Origin of the sequence: Mesorhizobium sp. M1050 (assembly GCF_040318715.1) — a bacterium.
GTDB lineage: Bacteria > Pseudomonadota > Alphaproteobacteria > Rhizobiales > Rhizobiaceae > Mesorhizobium.
The window spans coordinates 113,546-132,672 of record NZ_JAMYMV010000001.1; the positions used below are offsets into that span (position 1 = coordinate 113,546).

At 63.0% G+C, this 19,127-nt stretch carries 19 protein-coding genes and 1 pseudogene; 13 read left to right on the plus strand and 7 right to left on the minus strand.

Translation table 11 applies throughout. The features are described 5' to 3' along the window. Positions 1 to 90: 90 nt before the first annotated feature. On the minus strand, positions 91 to 624 hold the full coding sequence (locus tag NKH57_RS00575; RefSeq protein ID WP_352940860.1) for a tetratricopeptide repeat protein: 534 nt from the start codon (positions 622 to 624) through the stop codon (positions 91 to 93). A 146-nt stretch (positions 625 to 770) separates the two neighbouring features. On the opposite strand from NKH57_RS00575, the gene NKH57_RS00580 reads away from it, so the two are divergent. From NKH57_RS00580 to NKH57_RS00605, 6 genes are all read left to right on the plus strand, one after another. Further along, complete coding sequence (locus tag NKH57_RS00580; protein ID WP_023761271.1) at positions 771 to 1,196, plus strand: DUF3775 domain-containing protein; 426 nt, start codon at positions 771 to 773, stop codon at positions 1,194 to 1,196. 186 nt (positions 1,197 to 1,382) lie between these two features. Then, the gene (locus NKH57_RS33805; protein WP_502907256.1) at positions 1,383 to 2,453 is read left to right on the plus strand and encodes an extensin-like domain-containing protein; all 1,071 of its coding nucleotides are present in this window, start codon (positions 1,383 to 1,385) and stop codon (positions 2,451 to 2,453) included. Between the two features lie 115 nt (positions 2,454 to 2,568). After that, positions 2,569 to 3,372, plus strand: a complete 804-nt coding sequence (locus tag NKH57_RS00590; protein ID WP_352940864.1) for an extensin-like domain-containing protein — start codon at positions 2,569 to 2,571, stop codon at positions 3,370 to 3,372. Positions 3,373 to 3,444: 72 nt separating this feature from the next. Then, on the plus strand, positions 3,445 to 4,146 hold the full coding sequence (locus tag NKH57_RS00595; protein ID WP_352940866.1) for an LssY C-terminal domain-containing protein: 702 nt from the start codon (positions 3,445 to 3,447) through the stop codon (positions 4,144 to 4,146). A 43-nt stretch (positions 4,147 to 4,189) separates the two neighbouring features. Next, the gene (locus NKH57_RS00600; RefSeq protein WP_352940868.1) at positions 4,190 to 4,381 is read left to right on the plus strand and encodes a hypothetical protein; all 192 of its coding nucleotides are present in this window, start codon (positions 4,190 to 4,192) and stop codon (positions 4,379 to 4,381) included. 75 nt (positions 4,382 to 4,456) lie between these two features. Continuing rightward, positions 4,457 to 5,767 carry a hemolysin family protein gene (locus tag NKH57_RS00605; protein ID WP_352730114.1) on the plus strand — a complete coding sequence of 437 codons (1,311 nt, stop codon included), beginning with the start codon at positions 4,457 to 4,459 and terminating at the stop codon, positions 5,765 to 5,767. Positions 5,768 to 5,794: 27 nt separating this feature from the next. Here the strand turns inward: NKH57_RS00605 and NKH57_RS00610 are convergent, their stop codons facing one another. Next, complete coding sequence (locus tag NKH57_RS00610; RefSeq protein ID WP_352940870.1) at positions 5,795 to 6,049, minus strand: DUF1127 domain-containing protein; 255 nt, start codon at positions 6,047 to 6,049, stop codon at positions 5,795 to 5,797. Positions 6,050 to 6,176: 127 nt separating this feature from the next. On the opposite strand from NKH57_RS00610, the pseudogene NKH57_RS00615 reads away from it, so the two are divergent. Next, positions 6,177 to 7,693 (plus strand): annotated as a pseudogene (locus NKH57_RS00615) (winged helix-turn-helix domain-containing tetratricopeptide repeat protein). Between the two features lie 37 nt (positions 7,694 to 7,730). On the opposite strand, the gene NKH57_RS00620 reads toward NKH57_RS00615, so the two are convergent. Continuing rightward, entirely contained in the window at positions 7,731 to 8,609 is an 879-nt protein-coding gene (locus tag NKH57_RS00620; RefSeq protein WP_352829036.1) for a DMT family transporter, read from the minus strand. A gap of 554 nt (positions 8,610 to 9,163) precedes the next feature. Then, the gene (locus NKH57_RS00625) at positions 9,164 to 9,769 is read right to left on the minus strand and encodes an NADPH-dependent FMN reductase (RefSeq protein ID WP_352940872.1); all 606 of its coding nucleotides are present in this window, start codon (positions 9,767 to 9,769) and stop codon (positions 9,164 to 9,166) included. 89 nt (positions 9,770 to 9,858) lie between these two features. Between NKH57_RS00625 and NKH57_RS00630 the strand changes: the two genes are divergently transcribed. Then, positions 9,859 to 10,227 carry a winged helix-turn-helix transcriptional regulator gene (locus NKH57_RS00630; protein WP_023761258.1) on the plus strand — a complete coding sequence of 123 codons (369 nt, stop codon included), beginning with the start codon at positions 9,859 to 9,861 and terminating at the stop codon, positions 10,225 to 10,227. A 34-nt stretch (positions 10,228 to 10,261) separates the two neighbouring features. Here the strand turns inward: NKH57_RS00630 and NKH57_RS00635 are convergent, their stop codons facing one another. Together NKH57_RS00635 and NKH57_RS00640 are read right to left on the minus strand one after the other, a co-directional pair. Next, positions 10,262 to 10,657 (minus strand): acyl-CoA thioesterase, encoded by a 396-nt coding sequence (locus NKH57_RS00635; protein WP_023761257.1) that lies wholly within the window; start codon positions 10,655 to 10,657, stop codon positions 10,262 to 10,264. 104 nt (positions 10,658 to 10,761) lie between these two features. Beyond that, complete coding sequence (locus NKH57_RS00640) at positions 10,762 to 11,703, minus strand: phosphoribosylaminoimidazolesuccinocarboxamide synthase (RefSeq protein ID WP_352940874.1); 942 nt, start codon at positions 11,701 to 11,703, stop codon at positions 10,762 to 10,764. Positions 11,704 to 11,973: 270 nt separating this feature from the next. Here NKH57_RS00640 and NKH57_RS00645 point away from each other — a divergent pair, with 270 nt between their 5' ends. Genes NKH57_RS00645 through NKH57_RS00655 form a run of 3 tightly spaced genes read left to right on the plus strand, consistent with a single transcriptional unit; the run spans position 11,974 to position 15,712 of the window. Continuing rightward, a complete protein-coding gene (locus tag NKH57_RS00645; RefSeq protein WP_352940876.1) occupies positions 11,974 to 13,590 on the plus strand; it encodes a GMC family oxidoreductase in 1,617 nt (538 codons plus the stop codon). Continuing rightward, entirely contained in the window at positions 13,587 to 14,798 is a 1,212-nt protein-coding gene (locus NKH57_RS00650) for a mandelate racemase/muconate lactonizing enzyme family protein (protein ID WP_023761254.1), read from the plus strand. Before NKH57_RS00645 ends, NKH57_RS00650 begins: the two co-directional genes overlap by 4 nt. Next, on the plus strand, positions 14,795 to 15,712 hold the full coding sequence (locus NKH57_RS00655; RefSeq protein ID WP_352828926.1) for an NAD(P)-dependent oxidoreductase: 918 nt from the start codon (positions 14,795 to 14,797) through the stop codon (positions 15,710 to 15,712). The genes NKH57_RS00650 and NKH57_RS00655 overlap by 4 nt, the downstream gene beginning before the upstream one ends. Positions 15,713 to 15,792: 80 nt before the next feature. Here NKH57_RS00655 and NKH57_RS00660 read toward each other — a convergent pair whose 3' ends face one another. Beyond that, on the minus strand, positions 15,793 to 16,731 hold the full coding sequence (locus tag NKH57_RS00660) for a diacylglycerol/lipid kinase family protein (protein ID WP_352603395.1): 939 nt from the start codon (positions 16,729 to 16,731) through the stop codon (positions 15,793 to 15,795). Positions 16,732 to 17,420: 689 nt separating this feature from the next. Between NKH57_RS00660 and NKH57_RS00665 the strand changes: the two genes are divergently transcribed. Together NKH57_RS00665 and NKH57_RS00670 are read left to right on the plus strand one after the other, a co-directional pair. Next, positions 17,421 to 17,855, plus strand: a complete 435-nt coding sequence (locus tag NKH57_RS00665) for a DUF4383 domain-containing protein (protein WP_352940879.1) — start codon at positions 17,421 to 17,423, stop codon at positions 17,853 to 17,855. Between the two features lie 6 nt (positions 17,856 to 17,861). Next, the gene (locus NKH57_RS00670) at positions 17,862 to 18,992 is read left to right on the plus strand and encodes a hypothetical protein (protein ID WP_352940881.1); all 1,131 of its coding nucleotides are present in this window, start codon (positions 17,862 to 17,864) and stop codon (positions 18,990 to 18,992) included. Positions 18,993 to 19,127: the final 135 nt, after the last annotated feature.

Below are 19,127 nucleotides of genomic sequence, written 5' to 3' on the forward strand. Positions count from 1 at the left end.
CATCAGTCGGGGGGCAGCCAGCGGGAGTGAGGGCCACGAAAAAGCGACCGCGATTGCTCGCGGTCGCTTCGAAGAGCCCTTGAGGCCGTCTCAACTCCTCATGAAATGGTCGATCTGCTCGGCCAGCATGCCGTATTCGCGCGAACCTTTGCCGGTCCGCTTCTCGATTTCCATCAGCTGCTGCTGGGCGCCGGCCAGATCGCCGATCTGCAGATGCGCTTCGCCGAGATATTCGCGCACCAGTGTATAGTTGGGATCGATGCGCAGCGCTTCCTCGTAATAGCCGAGGCCGACGGTGACGCGGCCGGAGTGGCGGTGCGAATAGCCGAGATAGTTGAGGATGCGCGGATCCTGCTTGTTGGCCGCGAGGCTGAGCACGGCAATCGCCTCATCATAACGCCCGGCCATCGCCAGCGCGTGGCCTGCATCATAGATGCTGTCGTCGTCGAGCATGCCTTCCTGGGGTGCGACGCACTTTTTCTTCTTCTTGTCCCAGACTTGGCCCTTCTTGCACTGAGTGACGGTCTCATCGCTGCCACCGCTGCCGGCAGCAAACGCCGGAACGGCAAGGAACTGCAGCGCGACAAGGGCAGTCGCAGCCTGGATCAGCATTCTTTTATGCATCGAAGCCTCCTGGAGGGGTGAGAATGCAACACTAACGCCGGACGGTTCGCATTTCATCCCGGAAAAATGCGTGCCGGAGAACATCAGGTGACGGATGCCGCAAATCCGCTATCATCAGCCAGAGTTTCGGCACTGGGAGACTGCTCGTGCAGCGGCGGCTTGAAAAGGACTGGGAGCTTTCGATCGGCCCCGACACCGTGCGCCTGTTCATTCTCAAGGCCAAGGCGCTGAGTGCCGCCGTCAATGAAGACTATGCCGATGGCGCCGAACACGAGGTCGAACTCGATGGCGAGTCCCATGCCAGCCATCATCATGACGGCCTTGCCGAGGAAAGCTCCGAAGACCTCACCGAGGAAGAGCTGCGCGAGCTGATCAACGACCTCAATGTCGATGAAGCCGCCGAACTGATTGCACTGGCCTGGGTCGGTCGCGGCGACTACGACGCCACGGAATGGGCGGACGCGCTTGCCACGGCGCGAGAGCGCGCCAACAAGCGCACCGCAAAATACCTGCTTGGTATGCCGCTTCTCGCCGACTGGCTGGAGGAAGGGCTGGAAGCGATCGGCGCGTAACGAGGTGGTTACCGTTCGTGATGCGGCGCAAGCAACCTCCTTGCGTCGGCGCCGTTGATGGTTATGGGGTCGCCTGTCTTTTCCCGAACATGCAAAATTGCGTTGATCATGGCCGTCACGGCCTTGCCGGTGGTGTCGGCAGACGCCCGGCATCGCCATCGACCTGCCAAGCCGCTGACGCCGCGGGTGGAGCAGCCGCTGACACAGCGGGTCGATCAGCCCTTGAAGCCGCGGGGCGGACTGCGCCTGAAACCGCGACGCCACCGGCACCACACACCGAACCAGACACAACAGGAGACTCAGGCTCCGCGGCCCTCGCCTGCCGATGTTCCGGTGCTGCCCGGGCCAGGTACTCCAGTGCCAAGTCCCATTCCGGTGCCCGAACCACGCCCGGCGGACACTGAGGCGCCGGAAAAGCAAAAGACGGAAGGGCCGAAAACCACCGGAGCATCCGACCGGTTCGATGACGAACAATCCCATCAGAAAAAGCAGGCACGCCCAGAGCCGTCGGCCACAGAGCCGTCAACCGATAAGGAAGGCGAGCCGGAGCTGCCAGCCGTTGCGCCGACGCCGACACAGAAACCTGACACCGAAAAAGCGCCCGATGTTGAGCCCCCAACAGTCGCCCCGCAGCCGCCGCAAAAGCCGGCCGATGCAGGCGACAACAAGATGCTGCCCGACCCTCGCTCGGCCGATCTGCCCGACGCCAAGATGCCCGCCGAGGAAGTCGCCTGCCGCGATCGGCTGAAGACACTTGGCGTCGAATTCGAGGAGCGCAAGGCGGAAAGCAACCCCGAAATCGGCTGCTCGATTCCGTATCCGATCGTGCTGAAGACGCTTGGAAAGTCCGTCGATATCGGCCCCGACCCCGAACTGAACTGCAAGATGGCCGAGGCGGCTGCCCGTTTTGCCGCCGACGTGATCCAGCCGACCGCGAAAGCCGAATTCGGTGCCGACCTGAAATCGATCGACCAGGCATCGGCCTTTGTCTGCCGGCCACGCAACGGCACACAAAAATTGTCCGAACATGCCTTCGGCAACGCGCTCGATATCGCCAGCTTCACGCTGTCGGATGGCAAGAAGATCGAAGTCGGTCCGGCGCCACCCGAGAAGGACGCCAAATTCCTCGACGCCGTGCGTAAGGCGGCCTGCGGACCGTTCAAGACCGTGCTCGGACCGGGCAGCGATGCCGATCATTCCTTGCATTTCCATCTCGATCTCGAGCCTAGACAGCATGGCGGAACGTTCTGTCAGTGAGCGTGGTTGGCCGGACCGCGTGCCCCAATTCGGCCGCAGGCATGAACGCAGGCGCTGAGTTTTCCTTTACCCTTGATGGTTAATATGCCGGACATCTGGGACAGGGATTCCGCTGATGGTCGGGATATTTGCCGCCGTGCGGCAGTCGAGACGCATGTGCGCGGCAGCCGGCAGGCTGGCCGGCGGCCTTGCCCTCGTGGCGGTTTCCGCCTGCAACACCGGCAGCGTGCTATCGCTTGAACCGGCTGTCGACGTCGGCTCCCAGACTTCAACCGTGCCGCAATACACCGGCATGCAGAAGCTCGTTCCCTCCAATCCCTATATGACGCAGGCCGCTTATCCGCGCATGGACGAGCCGATGTCGCCGGCCGAGCAGATGCCGGCCAGTGAAACCGACTGCCGCCAGCAATTGAAGCGCCTCGACGTCGCCTTCACCGACCTGGCGCCGATCCATGAAGGCCAGTGCGGCATCGACTATCCCGTAAAGGTCTCGGCCATCGGCAACATCCAGATGAAACCAGCCGCGACGCTGACCTGCGACATGGCCGCCACCTTCGCCGGCTGGACAAAGAATGAGCTCGTCCCCTCCGCCCGATGGCGCTATTTCTCGGGCGTCAAGACCATCCACCAGGGCTCCAGCTATTCCTGCCGCAACATCGCGGGTGAAGGCGTGTTGTCGGAACATGGCAAGGGCAACGCGCTCGACGTCATGAGCATCGAGCTCAACAACGGCGACGACATCGACGTGCGCAAGCCCGGCCTGTTTGCCTTCCGCACCCGCGGCTTCCTGAACAATGTGCGCGCCGACGGCTGCCAGTACTTCACCACCGTGCTCGGCCCCGGCTACAATTACGACCACCGCAACCATTTTCATTTCGACATCAAGAACCGCAAGAACGGTTATCGCGCCTGCCGGTAGATCGATGCCGGGTATCCTTTGCGGGAGTGCCACGCACCGCCTAATGTGATGCCGGACGTTTGAGCCTCCTTCATGAGCCAACGAAGTCTTCGGCGACGCATCACGATCTGGATGGTGGCCTTGCTGGCCGGCTATCTGGCGCTCGCCTATTTCGCGGCGCCCGAGTTCTGGACGTTCCGCGATCGCGGCTTTCGCACCGAGCGTTTCGAGATGGTGACGCACACTCCGCAAGGTATTCCTGGCGACCCGATCAATGTCGGCCTTGTCGGCACGCGGAAGGAGGTGGTCCATGCCTTCGCCGTCGCCGGTTGGGACACCGCTGACGCCGTGACCCTGAAGACTGCAATCGAGATCGGCGAGAGCGTTTTGTTCGACCACCCCTACCCCGATGCGCCGGTCAGCCGGCTGCTGTTAGACGGCCGCGCCCAGGATCTCGCCTTCGAAAAGCCGGTTGGCGGCAGCGCCGATCGCCGGCATCATGTCCGCTTCTGGCAGACCGATGCTGCAGGCGATGATGGCCGGCCGCTGTGGCTGGGATCGGCCAGCTTCGATCGCGGCGTTGGCCTCAGCCGCGATACCGGCGCCGTCATCCACCATATCGGCCCCGACATCGATGCCGAGCGCGATTTCCTGATGCGCGACCTGGCCACCGCCGGCACACTGGTCTCGACCAGTGACATATCTGGCATGGGCGCGACAGCCACCGGACGCAATGGCGGCGGCGATCCCTATTTCACGGACGGCGAGGCGATCGTCGGCATACTCAAACAGTAGATCGCGCGGCCTGGTTCGATCCGGCGCCTAAAGAGCGTCGCTGTTGTTCGCCTCATTCGAACAGGAAGGCACATACATCGGGCCCACGGTCCATATCTCGGGAGCCGAGGCACTGCTCCATCACATCGATCAGGTCCTGAAAACTCGCCCGGGCTTCTGGCGCGAACGGACGACCTTGGTCTATGTCCATCATGACTGCCTGCGTTTTGGCTGGCTGCGAGGCGCCGACGCCTGACCGAAATACCGGTCATTCCTCAAAAACCACGCCGGACTATTTTCGAACACCGCGCCGCAATGCTATTGACCGGTCATGCTATACGTCGAAATCGCTACCGTGTTCGTCCTCATCTGCGTAAACGGCCTTTTGTCGATGTCAGAACTTGCCATCGTCTCGTCGCGGCCGGCTCGGCTGAAAGCGATGATCGACCGCGGCATCAATGGCGCCGGCCGCGCTCTCGAGCTTGGCTCGAATCCCGGCAAGTTCCTGTCCTCGGTGCAGATCGGCATCACCCTGGTCGGCGTCCTCTCCGGCGCCTTTTCCGGCGCCACGCTTGGCGAGCGGCTGGCGCAGTTCCTGGCCACGACCGGCATACGTGAGGCCGTTGCCGATCCGCTCGGCGTCGGCATCGTCGTCGCCATCATCACCTATTTCTCACTGATCGTCGGCGAGCTGGTTCCCAAGCAGATTGCGTTGCGTGACCCTGAACGGGTGGCCGCAAGAGCGGCGCCCGCCATGACCATCCTCGCCACAGTCTCGGCGCCGCTGGTCTTCCTGCTCGATTTTTCCGGCCGCGCCATCCTGTGGCTGCTCGGCCAGCGCGGCGAAAGCGAGGAGAAGGTCACCGACGAGGAGATCAAGATGCTGGTTGCCGAGGCCGAGCATCACGGCACCATTGAATCCGACGAGCGGCGCATGATCGCCGGCGTCATGCGGCTTGGCGACCGCGCCGTGCGCGCAGTGATGACGCCGCGCACCGAGGTCGACTGGATCAATTTGCAATCCGACGAGGCGGCCATCCGCAAGCTTTTGATGGAAACCCAGCATTCGCGCCTGCCCGCCGGCGACGGCGGCGTCGATGTCATGGTCGGCGTCGTCCAGACGCGAGACGTGCTGGCGGCGCTGCTTGCCGGCCTCGTGCTCGACCCGCGCAGGCATGTGCAAGCCGCACCCATCGTCTATGACCAGGCCGACGCACTGGATGTGCTGCAGAAGCTCAAGGAATCCGACGTGCCGATGGCGCTGGTGCATGACGAATACGGCCATTTCGAAGGCATCGTCACCCCGGCTGACATCCTTGAAGCCATCACCGGCGTGTTCCGGGCGGACACCGATGCCGGCGACGAGGAAAATGCCGTCAAGCGCGAGGACGGCTCATGGCTGCTCGCCGGCTACATGCAGGCCGACGAGATGGCCGACATTCTCGGCATCGACCTGCCGGAAAACCGCGACTACGAGACGGTCGCCGGGTATGTGCTGGCGCACATGCACCACCTTCCGGCGACCGGCGAATGCGTCGATGCGCAGGGCTGGCGTTTCGAGGTGGTCGACCTCGACGGCCGCCGCATCGACAAGCTGATCGCCACCCGGCTGCCCGGCGCTCAGCGCGAGGCGGTGCGCTGACGGTCAAGACGATGTGCGGCCTTCGCTTTATGGTCGCCAGAAGGGCTTGGCGATCTCTTCCTCGACCTCCCGTTTCGTCAGACCGATATCGTCGATAAGATAGGGATTGTCGTTCGACATTTGCCTGAGTTGCCAGCGAAAGCGTATCCGCTCGCGCCAGCTCCGCTCGCGCAGGGTCGTGATAATACTTCGCAAGGTCGTCAGGAGCCGGCGCGACGCCGGCCCCACGGACGTTCCCAGCCGCGCTGTGCGATGCGGGGCCGAGGCACGGATATTGGTCATCGCAACCTCCATGTGATTTGAGCGCCCAGGGGTTCTCGATCGAAATGAGGTTGAATTCTGCGCGATACGGACAGCGCCGTAATTAAGCCCTCCCAAATAGTTCTCAAAACTTCCAAACCGGCTATAGATGCGCCCTATGCAGGGATCGCGTTTTGCCTTTGGTCCGTTCGTGCTTGATCCGGGTGCGGGTACGCTGCTTCGGAGCGATGTTCCCGTTGCCATTGGCTACCGCGGGCTAAGCCTGCTTGCGGCACTCGTTGGACGGCCCGGCCAAGTCCTGGGCAAAGCCGAGTTGATGGACGCGGCGTGGCCGGGGATGGCCGTCGAGGAAGGCAATCTCACCGTTCAGGTCGCACAACTGCGCAAGCTGCTTGGTCCGGCAGCCGATGGCGGCGAATGGATATCCACCGTTCCGCGCGTCGGCTACCGCTTCACGGGCGCCGTCGAACAGCTCGGCAGTACGCAACGAAAACCTCTGCCGCTGCCCGACAAACCGTCGATAGCCGTGCTGCCCTTCGTCAATTTCAGCAACGATCCCGAGCAGGATTCCTTCGCGGATGGGTTGACCGAGGACCTGATCACCGACCTTTCAAGGATCTCCGGCCTGTTCGTCATCGCGCGCAACTCGACCTTTGCCTACAAGGGAAAGGCGATGGACGTGCGTGAGATCGCCGGGGACCTTGGCGTGCGCTACCTGCTGGAAGGCAGCGCAAGACGCGCCGCGGATCGCGTGCGCATCAACGCCCAGTTGGTCGATGCGGTGAGCGGCGAACATCTATGGGCGGAACGCTTCGATCGGAGCCTGGAGGATATCTTTGCCGTTCAGGACGAGGTCACCGCCAAGATCGTCGAGGCGTTGCTTGGCCGGCTGCGCGCACCGCTGCCGCGCAACCGGCCCCAAAATCTCGAGGCCTACGACCTCTGCGTGCGGGCGCGCAAGCTGATCGATGATTCGCCGCAGACGGCGCGGGAAGCGCACCTCATGCTCACCGTGCGGTATCCCTCGATCCGGACTACGCCGAGGCCTATCGCTGGCTTGCCATGAACCACTGGATGGGATGGGTGCATTGGGGCGAACCCATCGAGCCCAACCGTACTGTTGCTTTGGAGCTGGCGCGCAAGGCCGTGGCGATCGATCCCTACGATGCCGGCTGCCGCTGGGTCCTTGCCAACCTGCTCGCCTATGAACGCCGCATCGCCGAGGCGGATGCGGAATTCGCCAAGGCATTCGAGCTAGACCCGAACGAGGCCGACGCCTGGGCGACACTATCCGACATCGCGGTGCTCGCCGGGCGGGTCCAGGAGGGCCTGGAGCACATTCGCAAGGCGTTCCGGCTGAACCCGTTCCCCGCAAGCTGGTATTATCTGACGCTCGGCGCGGCGCAATATGCGGCGCGTGAATACGAAGCCGCTGTCGAGACACTGCGCCGGGACGAAACCTATCGCACAAGCTCGCGCCGCTTCCTTGCGGCAAGCCTTGCGCAACTGGGCCGGTTCGACGAGGCGCGCGCGGAGGTCGAAATGTTCCTCATCAGCAACCCGCATTTTACGACCCGCCACTGGGTCATGACGGAACCGTTTCGCGACGCCGCCATTCAGGAGCATTTCGTTGATGGCTTCCGCAAGGCTGGTCTTCCGGAATGACGCGCAGGCGGAGTCCCGAGCGGACGGACATGCGTCCTCAAACCGCCGCTTCGATTGGTTCGGCAAGCCGGGGATTTGCCCGCGCGGCGATCAGGCAGCCGGCGACGATCAGGCATGCTCCGGTCAGCGTGGGCCAGGTCGCCTCCTCGCCGAAGAAGAACCAGCCAAGCGCGACCGCCCAGATAAAGGCCGAGTATTCGGTCGGGATCAGATATTGCGCTTCGGCGCGGGCGTAGGCCCAGCTCATCAGGAATTGCCCTGCAAGTGACAGCCCCGTCACCCCGGCCAGCGGCAGCCAAAGATTAGTCGGCAGGGCGACGGCGAGCCAAGGTGCCGCGAGACCGAGGATGATTGCAACGCAAAGGTTCTGGAACAACATGATCTCGATAGGCTTGGCCAACTGCGCCTGTTGCCGGGCGAGGATCAGATTGTAGCCGTAGAACACCGTCGATACGAGCACCGCCGCCGTGCCAAGCACGGCATCCTGCGTAGTGCTTGCATGCCCGAACTGACCGGCCATGATGATCGCGACGCCGGCGATGCCGGCAAGTGATGCCCAGATTGCCTGGCGCCGGATTCGTTCGCCCAGCAGCAGCGCAGCGAGGAAAAGGGCGAACAAGGGCGCCACGAAGCTGAGCCCGATCGCCTCCGCCAGCGGCAACCTGGCAAGACCCCAGAAGAAGGATATCAAAACGATGCCGACAATTGCGGCACGCAGCGCATGCAGCCTCAGCACCGGAAAGGTTGGCTTTGAGCGCGGCCCTGTCGACCAGGCAGCACCCGCGACCACGGTCGCCAGCATGCTGCGCCACAGCACCGTGTTGTAGACGCCCACTGCAATGACCAGCGTCTTCATCGCCGCATCCATCCCCGACAGCAGGAAGATGCCGAGCGCGCAGACGAGCACCGGGATCATCGGGGAAACGGCGCCGGTCAGGCTGGATGTCTTCACGGCTTCAACTCATGTGACGGATTGCAGCCGGATATCTCAAGGCAAAGGGCGGGACCAGATGGCAGGACCGCGCATATGGAGGTCCAATCCCGATTGACGTCATGTCCGCCGCGGCGCCAAGGCACCAGCACCACTTTCCCCGTCTAGCGGCGCTCCTCAAGCAGCCGGTGCGCTTCACTGGCCCGGGTAGAGCCGGAAGCAGCCGCCGATCGCTGCCCGAAGCCGGCCGCTGACCGCCAGTTGGAACAGCTCGGACAGGCTGGTTCTCAGCACGTCGGAGACAGCAACGGCAGCAGTGCGAAGCCTTTCAGCGACTGGTTGCGGCCGATCATCGCCTTCAGGTCCTGCTGGCGCTCTGCCAATGGGGTCGGCACCATGCGGACGAACTCAACGAGGCGGATCGCTCACCGATGGCATCATCGGGTCAAGACAGGCGCGGGAGGCGCACGCCTCTGACAATTGAAAAGAGCGGCGCAAGCGCCGCCCCGGATCCTTGGGAGGACAATTCGAACCGGCGGTCAGGCCGCCTTGACTTCCTCGGCGACGGCGTCGGCCTGACGCGCTGCCTTGAGTACCTTGGCCCACCACGCAACGTCGTTGACCAGCGCGGTCGCGGCTTGATTCAGATGCTCGAGATCTTCCAGCTTCTTCTCGCCCTGGCGGACGGCAAGGAAATCGCCCCAGGCGATATGGACGGCGGACTTGACCGGCGCCATCTGCAATTCGACCGCATGAAGGCGGAGCTGCTCGACGGCGCGGGAACCGCCGACGCTGCCATAGCCGACAAACCCGGCCGGCTTCTTGTTCCATTCGTTGGCCGCGTAATCGATGGCGTTCTTCAGCACGGCCGTCGGACCATGATTGTATTCGGCGGCCGTGAAGATGAAGCCATCGAATTCGGCGACCTTCTTTTGCCAGCGCTGTGCCACTTCATTCGTCGACGGCACCCAGGCAGAGGATGCGACCTCGTCGAAGAAGGGCAGCGGGAAGTCGCGCAGGTCGACGATCTCGACGTTGATGTCGGCATGTGACTTGGCGATCTTGGCGATCCATTCGGTCGGCACGTCGGCGAAACGCGCGGCGCGTGTCGAACCGATGACGATGGCGATTTTGGGTTTTGACATGGGGGCTCTCCATTCAGTAAAAGCTGGTATCATTTAGATACCGGCGCTATATGAGATACTGTCAACTCCCGACGCAAGGAGGCACCTTTTTGTTACTGAGGCACCCGCACCGCACCGAGGATTGTCGCGCCATCTCTGAAATCCTGCAGCGCGTCGGCGACAAATGGACCGTTTTGGTGGTTGGCAAGCTGGGCGACGGACCGCTGCGCTTCAACGAATTGCGCGCAGCCGTCGGCGGCATTTCACAGAAGATGCTGACCACGACCTTGCGTGGGTTGGAGCGCGACGGCTTCGTCACCCGCACCGTCTACCCGACCATCCCGCCGCGTGTCGACTACGAACTGACCGAGCTCGGTCACGAGTTGCTGATCCCGGTCAGCGCGCTTGGTGAATGGGCGCGCAGGAACACCGCGCGCGTGCGGGCCGCACGTGAAAAATTCGACGGCATGCATGCCTGAAATCCTTGCCTGAGCGTGGGAGGACCGGCTTCCGTCAGCCTTCGGCAGGAACCGCTTTCGGCTTGCCTTCGCCGTCCAACGCCACCATGACGAAATCGGCATGAGTGACCTTTTCCATCAGATCGGAGAGATAGCGCTGCGCCCAGGCTTCGACCTTGAGCGTCATCGAGGTGCGGCCGACGCGTTCGACATGGGTGTAGATGCACAGCGTGTCGCCGATCTTCATCGCCTTGGCGAAAGACATTTCCTTGACCGCCGCCGTCACCACCCGGCCCTTGGCGCGCTCGGCAGCGCGGATGCCGCAGGCCAGGTCCATCTGCGCCATCACCCAGCCGCCGAAGATGTCGCCGGCTGCATTGGCATCCGAAGGCATGGCCAGCGTGCGCAACGTCAGGTCTCCGATCGGCCGTCCATCCGCATAGTGCACCATGGGGAAAATCCTTCGAGACCGGTTGCCCTCGATCCCGTAACGTCATGGCGCCGACAGGTCAACGCGCCTCTGCCGACTGCCCCCGGCGAAGGCTCACGTGACTGCTAAAAATAACGCTCAAGGTTCGAGCGAATGCGATCGAGCACGCTGTCCCCGGAAAGGTCGGGAGAGAATTCCTTGCCCGTGATTGCCTCATAAGCCTGCGCGTAGACCCGCGAAGCTTGTTCGACGATCTCGTCCGGTATTTCAGGTATGGGGTCCTTGTAAGGATCGCACCGGGCCGAGACCCACGAGCGGATGAAATCCTTGTCGAAGCTCTCCGGCCGGCTGCCGCTGGCGAGCGCCTGTTCGTAGCTCGCCGCAATCCAGTACCGGCTGCTGTCCGGCGTGTGGATTTCGTCGGCGAGAATGATGGTCCCGTTCTTGTCGGTGCCGAATTCGTATTTGGTATCGGCGAGGATGAGGCCTCGCTCGGCGGCGCGCTGCTGGCCGCGAGCGAACAGCTGTAAGGCATAGCCCGATACGATATCCCACTGCGCCTTCGTGAGCAGGCCCTGTTCAAGGATCTCGGCTTTGGACAGGGGCTCGTCATGACCACCCTGCGAAGCCTTGCTGGTCGGCGTGATGATCGGCTCCGCCAGTTTTTCATTGTCGCGCAGCCCGTCCGGCAGGCGCATCCCGTACATCTCCCGTTCGCCGCGACGATAGCGGGTCAGGATCGAGGTGCTGGTGGTTCCCGCCAGATAACCACGCACGACGATCTCGACCGGCAGGATGTCGAGCCTTGTGCCGACGACGACGTTCGGGTCGGGATATTCCAGGACATGGTTCGGGCAGATATCGGCTGTTTCCTCGAACCAGTACCGAGCCGTCTGGGTGAGGATCTCTCCCTTGTATGGGATCGAAGTTAGGATGGTGTCGAAGGCGCTGAGGCGATCGGTTGCGATGATGATGCGCCTGCCATCCGCCAAATCGTAGTTTTCGCGGACCTTGCCGCTGTAGTGGCCCGGCAGTTCGGGAATGAACGCGTCAGGAAGGGTCCGCATATGATTTCCTGCCTTCCGCAGATTGGCCAGAGCATGATTCCGAAAAGTTGCAGACTTTTCGGAAAAAATCATGCGCCAAAGTAATGCCATCGCATAGGCCGTCGAGCCGGTGCATATCAAGCACGATTGTCCGGAATCCCCTCGAACCCGACCATTTCGACGGTCGCTTTTTTCACAACTGATGCCGGAAGGCACGGCGACGCGGTGAACCCATGGCGTCTAGGCTGCGCCAGATTTCCGGCGCCGCCCAAACCAATCGTGCAGACCATCATGCAGACCTATGATTTCATTATCGTCGGCTCCGGCTCGGCCGGCTCGGTCCTGGCCGACAAACTCTCGGCCTCCGGGCGCTTTTCGGTGCTGGTGCTGGAGGCCGGCGGCACCGACCGCCGCTTCTACGTGCAGATGCCGCTCGGCTACCGCAAGACCTTCTTCGATCCTGATGTCAACTGGAACTATAAGGCCGAGCCGGACCCGGGCCTTGCCGGCAATGCCGACCACTGGCCGCGCGGCAAGCTGCTCGGCGGTTCGAGCTCGATCAACGCCATGGTCTGGATCAGGGGCGCGCGCGAGGATTTCGACGCCTGGCGCGACGCCGGCAATCCCGGCTGGGGTTATGACGACCTGTTGCCCGCCTTCAAGGCGCTCGAGGACAACCAGGCCGGCGCCGACCAATGGCGCGGCATCGGCGGCCCGCTGCACATCACCGACTGTGCCGATGCCGTCCATCCGCTGACCAGGCGCTATCTCGCTGCCGGCCAGCAGGCCGGCCTGGCGCTCAACCCGGATTTCAACGGTGCCGTCCAGGAAGGCGTCGGCGTCTACCAGATCTCGACCCGCAACGGCCGCCGCATGTCGGCGGCGCGCGCCTTCCTGCGTCCGGCAATGAGACGCGCCAATGTCCGCGTCGAGATGAACGCGCTGGCGACCAGGGTCCTGTTCGAGGGCAAGCGCGCCGTTGGCGTCGAATATCTGCAGAACGGCGAGACGAAGACGGCGCGTGCCGGCCGCGAGGTCATATTGTCGGGCGGTTCGGTCAACTCGCCGCAATTGCTGCAGCTGTCCGGCGTCGGCCCGTCCGCTCTGCTTGGGGGGCTGGGCATTCCCGTCGTTCACGCCAACGAAAATGTCGGTGCGCATCTGCAGGATCATGTCGGCATCAACTATACCTTCAAGGGCCGGCTGCCGACGCTCAATCAGATCCTGCGTCCGTGGTGGGGCAAGCTCTTGGTCGGCATGCAATACATCCTGACGCGTTCGGGCCCGCTGTCGCTGTCGATGAACAATGCCGGCGGCTTCTTCCGCACCGACCCGGCGGCCAGCCGGCCCAACATGCAGCTCTATTTCCAGGCCTTCTCAACCGTCATTCCCAAGAGCGGCGAGCGCCCGATCCTGACGCCGGATCCATGGCCGGGCTTTTCCATCGGCCTGTCCAATTGCCGCCCGTCCAGCCGTGGCGAGATCATGATCCGCTCCAGCAATCCACGCGACTACCCCAAAATTGTCGCCAATGCCTACTCCACCAATGCCGATGTCGAGGAGATGCTGGCAGCGGTGAAATTCGTGCGCAAGATCGCCTCGATGCCCGCCATGGCCGAGATCATCGAGCAAGAGGTCCTGCCCGGTCCGTCGATCACCTCCGACGCCGATCTGATCCAGGATTTCCGAAAGCGCTCGGGGACCGTCTATCACCCGGTGTCGACCTGCCGCATGGGGCCGGATCCCGCGCGCGCCGTCGTCGATCCGCGCCTCAAGGTGCACGGCATCGAAGGCTTGCGCGTCATCGACGCCTCGATCTTTCCCGACAACATCACCGGCAACACCAACGCCGCCTCGATCATGACCGGTTGGAAGGGCGCCGAGTTGGTTCTGGAGGACCAAAAATGAAGATCACCGACGTCAAGACCTGGGTTGTCGGCAACCCGCCGCCCGGCATCGGCGGCAAGTATTTCATCTTCGTCAAGCTCACCACAGACGGCGGCGTGGTCGGCTATGGCGAGGCCTATAACGCCACCTTCTCGGCCCATGTCACGGCAAGGATGGTCGAAGACATGGCCGAACGCTACCTCGTCGGCCGCGATCCGCACGACATCGAGAACTTCTTCCGCCGCGCCTATTCCTCGGGTTTCACCCAGCGCCCCGATGTGTCCGGCATGGGTTGCTTCTCGGCGCTGGAGATGGCCTGCTGGGACATTATCGGCAAGGAGGCCGACAAGCCGGTCTACAAACTGCTCGGTGGCCAGGTGCACGAGACGCTGCGCTCCTACACCTATCTCTACCCGCACACCGGCAGCGTCCATTCCGAGGACGCGCACGGCAAGAACGTCTACAACGATCCCGATCTCGCCGCCGCCTGCGCGCTCGAATATGTCGAGCAGGGGTTCAACGCCGTCAAGCTCGATCCAGCCGGCCCCTACACCGCCTTTGACGGCCACCAGCCGCGGCTTGTCGACATCGACCTGTCCACCCGTATGGTCAAGGCGATCCGCGAGGCGGTCGGCACGCGCGCCGACATATTGTTCGGCACACACGGCCAGTTCACCGCCTCCGGCGCGCTACGCATGGCGCGCGCCATCGAGCCTTATGATCCGCTTTGGTTCGAAGAGCCGGTGCCGCCTGACATGCCAGAGGTCATGGCCCAAGTGGCCCGCGCGACCTCGATCCCGATCGCCACCGGCGAACGGCTGACGACTAAATTCGAGTTCGCTCGCGTCATCGAGAACCGCGCCGCGACCATCCTGCAGCCGGACCTCGGCCGCTCGGGCGGCATCCTGGAAACCAAGAAGATCGCCGCCATGGCGGAGGCCTACCACATCCAGATCGCCCCGCATTGCTACTGCGGACCGATCGTCGGTGCCGCCAACATCCAGTTGGCGGTGACGCTGCCCAATTTCCTCATCCTCGAATCGCTGAAGCAGTGGGACGGGTTTCACGCCACGCTGCTGAAGAAGAAGATCGAGTGGCAGGACGGCAACGTCATCCCGTCGAAGGAGCCCGGCCTCGGCGTCGAACTCGACGAGGCGGTCTGCGACGCGCATCCCTACACGGGCAAGGAACTGCATCTGCAGATGATGCAGACGCCGCTGATGCCATGAGCGAAAGCTACGCCTTCATCGGCCTTGGCCATCTCGGCGGCAACCTTGCCGCCAGCCTGATCCGCAACGGCTTTTCCGTGACCGTCTTCGACCGTGATCCCGCCGCTGTCGAGTGCCTCGTTGCACTCGGCGCCTCCGCTGCGAACAGCCCCGCCGACGCCGCCGCACGGGCCGGCAACGCGATCACGTGCCTGCCGTCGCCGAAGGTCAGCGAAGCGGTGCTGGCCGGCCCCGGTGGATTGCTCGAAGGCCTGCCGAAGGGTGGCACCTGGATCGAGATGTCCACCAATGGCCGCGACGAGATTCTTCGCCTCGCTGCCCTCGCTTCGGCCAAGGGCGTCGAGACGCTGGAATGCCCGGTCACCGGCGGCGTGCACCTGGCGGCGGCCGGAAAGATCACCGCGCTGGTCGGCGGCGATGCGGCGCTCCACGAGCGTCATCGCCCGGCGATCGAAGCGATGTGCGCGAAGTCCTTCCTGATGGGACCAATCGGGTCGGCGGCGGTGATCAAGGTCATCACCAACATGCTCGCCTTCATCCACCTTGTCGCCGCCGGCGAAGCGCTGATGCTGGCCAAACAAGGCGGTCTCGACCTCGCCCAATCCTACCACGCCATCGTGGCCTCCTCCGGCAACAGCTTCGTTCACGAGACCGAAAGCCAGCTCATTCTCAACGGCTCCTACGACATCGGCTTCACCATGGATCTGGCACTGAAGGACCTTGGCTTCGCTCTCGCCATGGGCGAACTGTCAGGCGTGCCACTCGACCTCGCCACGCGCGTCAATACGATTTTCGAACAGGGCAAGGCTGCCTATGGCGGCAGCGCCTGGTCGACCCAGATCGTCAAGTTGCTGGAAGATGCCGTCGGCACCGACCTCCGTGCCCCTGGCTTTCCGGCCAAACTAGCGATCTGACGCCGGGCATGAAACCACGCGATTTCAATAGGTTGGATGGGCGGGCGAATCCATCTGAATCAACCCGTTAACGACTTGATTCAGTATCTGAGCGTCAGAGCGCCGGGCAAGATCTCGAAGGTCGCGGGTATGCGTCCGGGCGACTCGCCGTCTATGTCGACCAGCGCGCCGTTCTTCTCCACATCGCCGAGCGGCTCGACCACCACTTTCCTGCCGCGCAGGATGGTGATCGCTGGATGATTGCGGTGCCGGCCGCCATAGAGCAGGCGGATGTCCCAGATCAGCTTCAGCTTGCCGGCGGCGCGCAAGATAACGATGTCGAACTGCCCGTCGGTCAAATCGGCATCTGGGGCGATCATCATGCCGCCGCCGAAGAATTTGCCATTGGCCACCGCCACCAGCGCCATGCGCGCCTCGACCGGGGCGCCGTCATCGACGGTGATCCTGACGTCCTGGAAGCGGTAGCGGATGAATTCGACCACGGTGCGCCACAGGAACAGCGCCTTGGCCGACATCCTGCCCTTGCGCTTGTCGGCGTTGACGGCACGGTCGGTGGCGCCGGACAGGCCCAGGCTGGCGATGTTGATGAAGTGGCGGCTGGCCAGCGCGCCATGGTCGTCGATGTAGCAGATGCGGCCGGCATCGACCTTGCGCGCCTTGGCTTCAGCGATCCGCTTCAGCACCGCGTCCACCTCTTTCGGCAGGCCGAGGCCGCGCGCGAAATCGATGCCGGCGCCGCACGGCAACAGACCGAGTTCGGTCGTCCTGCCGCCCTCCTGGATCGCCTGCAGCAGCCCGTCGGCCACTTCGCTGGCGGTGCCGTCACCGCCGGCCGCGATCACCAGATTGAAACCTTCAGCCGCAAGATCGAGCGCCAGCCTTTCTGCATCGCCTTCGGCCTGCGTTTCGCGCAGTTCGAATTCGCCGAAATGACTTTTCAGCGATGCCGCGACATCGGGCCAATGCCGTTTCAGCCGGCCGCCGCCGGCAATCGGATTGAGAACCACCCCGACTTTCAAAAGCACCCTCCCGCAAAGACATCGAAGCGCTCGGCACCTCGAATCCTTTGCCGGCATTGAAGCCCGCACCGGTCGGCAGGGCAAGGCCGAATGTCTACCGATGCCGCCCACCCTATGACGGATCGGAAAATCGCATTCTCCTTGGTTGGTCCCCGATAATCCCGCTATCCACAGGCCCTTGGCCATTTCGCAAAGCCCTTACCCGGCATAAGTTAAACCCATCTCAGGCGGCTACCGATCGCCCAGCCGAAAGGCGAAGTGAAAGGCGGATTTCCTGAGGCCCGTACGGACCGAAGCGAGAGCAGGCTTGCCTGTTTCGAGGGTCGGAGCCGAGACCTACGGGGCCGCGGAAAGCGTGCTAACGCCGACGGCGGACCGATGCTGCCATGAAGGACGGCAAAAACCTTCGATGGTGCGCAGGGCAAAGCTCGCAAGGGTGGCGACCGGCGTGGTCCCGAACGGACGCTGCTTTCGGGTGGCGGACTGGCAGGACCGTCAAAATCAAGACCGGCAAGGCGCGACGACTTTACGGAAGTTGCTGCCGCGACCGTGTCCTGATCTGACAGGGAGGCGCTGGGAGAAATCCCGGCGCCGACTGTCTTTTCCACATTTTTACGGTGTTTTCGGTTGGGGCTGCAACCGGCGGTAAAATCGGCTAACGTTCGGCGTCACTCGGAGGGGGATACTTCATGACGCTGATCCAGAAGCTTGCCGTTGCCTATGCCTTCCTGTTCTTCGGCGTCGTCGCCATCGGCTACATACCGCCGTTCAACGATGCTGACGGCAATCTGTTCGGCCTATTCTCCCTGCAATGGTATGATGATCTGCTGCACGCCTTCTCCGGCGTCTGGGCGCTGGCCGCAGCCTTCATCTCGCACCGCCAGGCCGTGTTCTATTTCAAGCTGTTCGGTTCAGTCTACCTGTTCGACGGCGTGCTCGGGCTGATTACCGGTTCCGGCTGCCTCGATGCCGGCATCTTCATCAACGGCTTCCGCTCCCTCAACGACATCGAGTTCCCGGCCCGCTTCTTCGCCAACCTGCCGCACATCGTCATTGGCGGCTTCGCCGTCTATGTCGGCTTCTGGCTGGCAAAGCGCATACACGATCATCTTGCCACGGCCTGATCGGCCATGTTCTTGTTTCGCTGGCTGAGGCGCATCATCAAGACGATCCTCTGGCTGATCGTCATCGTCATCCTCATCCCGATCGTCGGGCTGAGCTATGGCTTCCTGACGACGTCGTCGCTCGATAAGACGCCGTTGCCCGGCATTGCCGACGGCGCTCCGTCCAAGACGCTGGCCGACAAGGTCCGCGCCGAGATTCCCGGCTACCAGCGGCCGGAGGAATCGACCTTCCTCACCTACCCGGAATGGGCGATCGTCTACGCCGCGCGCGAATATGCCGGCTTCGTCGCCAAGGACCAGCCGAGCGGCTTCCCCTACTGGTCTTATGTCGGCCGCTTCTGGCAGGACTACGCCATGGTGATCCGCGCCAGTTCTCCCTACAAGTTCAACTACGCCAACCACCAGATGCTGGTCATCATCGGCACCAGCCACTCGATCGAGCATATCCTGCAATGGGCCTATGAGAACACTGTCGGCCGTATCACCGAGGCGACAGCAGGCAAGCGAACCGCCGTCGACATCTATCAGGCCAAGGTGGCGGCCGATTATGCAGGATTTCTCGACCAGGTGCCGTGGTACCAGTTCCCCTACGCCGAGAAACGCGCGGGCCTGTTTGCCGTGCAGCCGGCGCCGGGCGACAGTTCCATCCGCACCAGCGAACGCAAGCTGGCATTCGGCCTCGCCGACACCATCAAGCAGGCCTATGCCGACCTGATCAAAAAGGCGCTTGCCGCCACGACGAACCCGGCCTTTCTCGATATCCATGTCTGGGCCAAGGGGCCGGTCGGTGAAGCCACGCGCGACGAGCCGGACACCTTGCTCGAACGCGACCTGGGAGCCGATGGCACCATTTTCGTCACCAAGCGCTATCAGGTGTTCACCGAAATGATTCCCCGCCTGATCGACAAGGGCGTGTCGTTCGTTGAGATCGGCGGCAACGACGAGATCATGGTCACCATGCTCTTCGCCGACTCGATCGCCATCCCCGAAGGCGTGCGCATCCTGTTCAGCTATCCTCTGCCGGCAGATCCGGCAACGCGCCGCACCGGCATGGTCGTCGCCGTACGCAAGCTGCATCTCGTGCTGCCGGCGCTGATCAAGTCGGGCGCCAGGCTCGAACATGCCTATGACTACTGAGACGATCCGGCCACGTTCAGAAAAGATCGGCTATCGCGAGCGCCCCGCCACGCTCATTCCACAATCGCGGCCAAATCCCGCCTTGTTCGCACGCGATGGAATGTTGCATGTCGCCCAAAAGCGGAAACCGGTTTT

Excerpts from the sequence above, each read along its gene's own strand:
- NKH57_RS00575 (WP_352940860.1), bottom strand. The coding sequence starts at position 624 with ATGCATAAAAGAATGCTGATCCAGGCTGCGACTGCCCTTGTCGCGCTG.
- NKH57_RS00590 (WP_352940864.1), top strand. The coding sequence starts at position 2,569 with ATGGTCGGGATATTTGCCGCCGTGCGGCAGTCGAGACGCATGTGCGCG.
- NKH57_RS00595 (WP_352940866.1), top strand. The coding sequence starts at position 3,445 with ATGAGCCAACGAAGTCTTCGGCGACGCATCACGATCTGGATGGTGGCC.
- NKH57_RS00605 (WP_352730114.1), top strand. The coding sequence starts at position 4,457 with ATGCTATACGTCGAAATCGCTACCGTGTTCGTCCTCATCTGCGTAAAC.
- NKH57_RS00610 (WP_352940870.1), bottom strand. The coding sequence starts at position 6,049 with ATGACCAATATCCGTGCCTCGGCCCCGCATCGCACAGCGCGGCTGGGA.
- NKH57_RS00620 (WP_352829036.1), bottom strand. The coding sequence starts at position 8,609 with ATGATCCCGGTGCTCGTCTGCGCGCTCGGCATCTTCCTGCTGTCGGGG.
- NKH57_RS00625 (WP_352940872.1), bottom strand. The coding sequence starts at position 9,769 with ATGTCAAAACCCAAAATCGCCATCGTCATCGGTTCGACACGCGCCGCG.
- NKH57_RS00635 (WP_023761257.1), bottom strand. The coding sequence starts at position 10,657 with ATGGTGCACTATGCGGATGGACGGCCGATCGGAGACCTGACGTTGCGC.
- NKH57_RS00640 (WP_352940874.1), bottom strand. The coding sequence starts at position 11,703 with ATGCGGACCCTTCCTGACGCGTTCATTCCCGAACTGCCGGGCCACTAC.
- NKH57_RS00645 (WP_352940876.1), top strand. The coding sequence starts at position 11,974 with ATGCAGACCTATGATTTCATTATCGTCGGCTCCGGCTCGGCCGGCTCG.
- NKH57_RS00650 (WP_023761254.1), top strand. The coding sequence starts at position 13,587 with ATGAAGATCACCGACGTCAAGACCTGGGTTGTCGGCAACCCGCCGCCC.
- NKH57_RS00655 (WP_352828926.1), top strand. The coding sequence starts at position 14,795 with ATGAGCGAAAGCTACGCCTTCATCGGCCTTGGCCATCTCGGCGGCAAC.
- NKH57_RS00665 (WP_352940879.1), top strand. The coding sequence starts at position 17,421 with ATGACGCTGATCCAGAAGCTTGCCGTTGCCTATGCCTTCCTGTTCTTC.
- NKH57_RS00670 (WP_352940881.1), top strand. The coding sequence starts at position 17,862 with ATGTTCTTGTTTCGCTGGCTGAGGCGCATCATCAAGACGATCCTCTGG.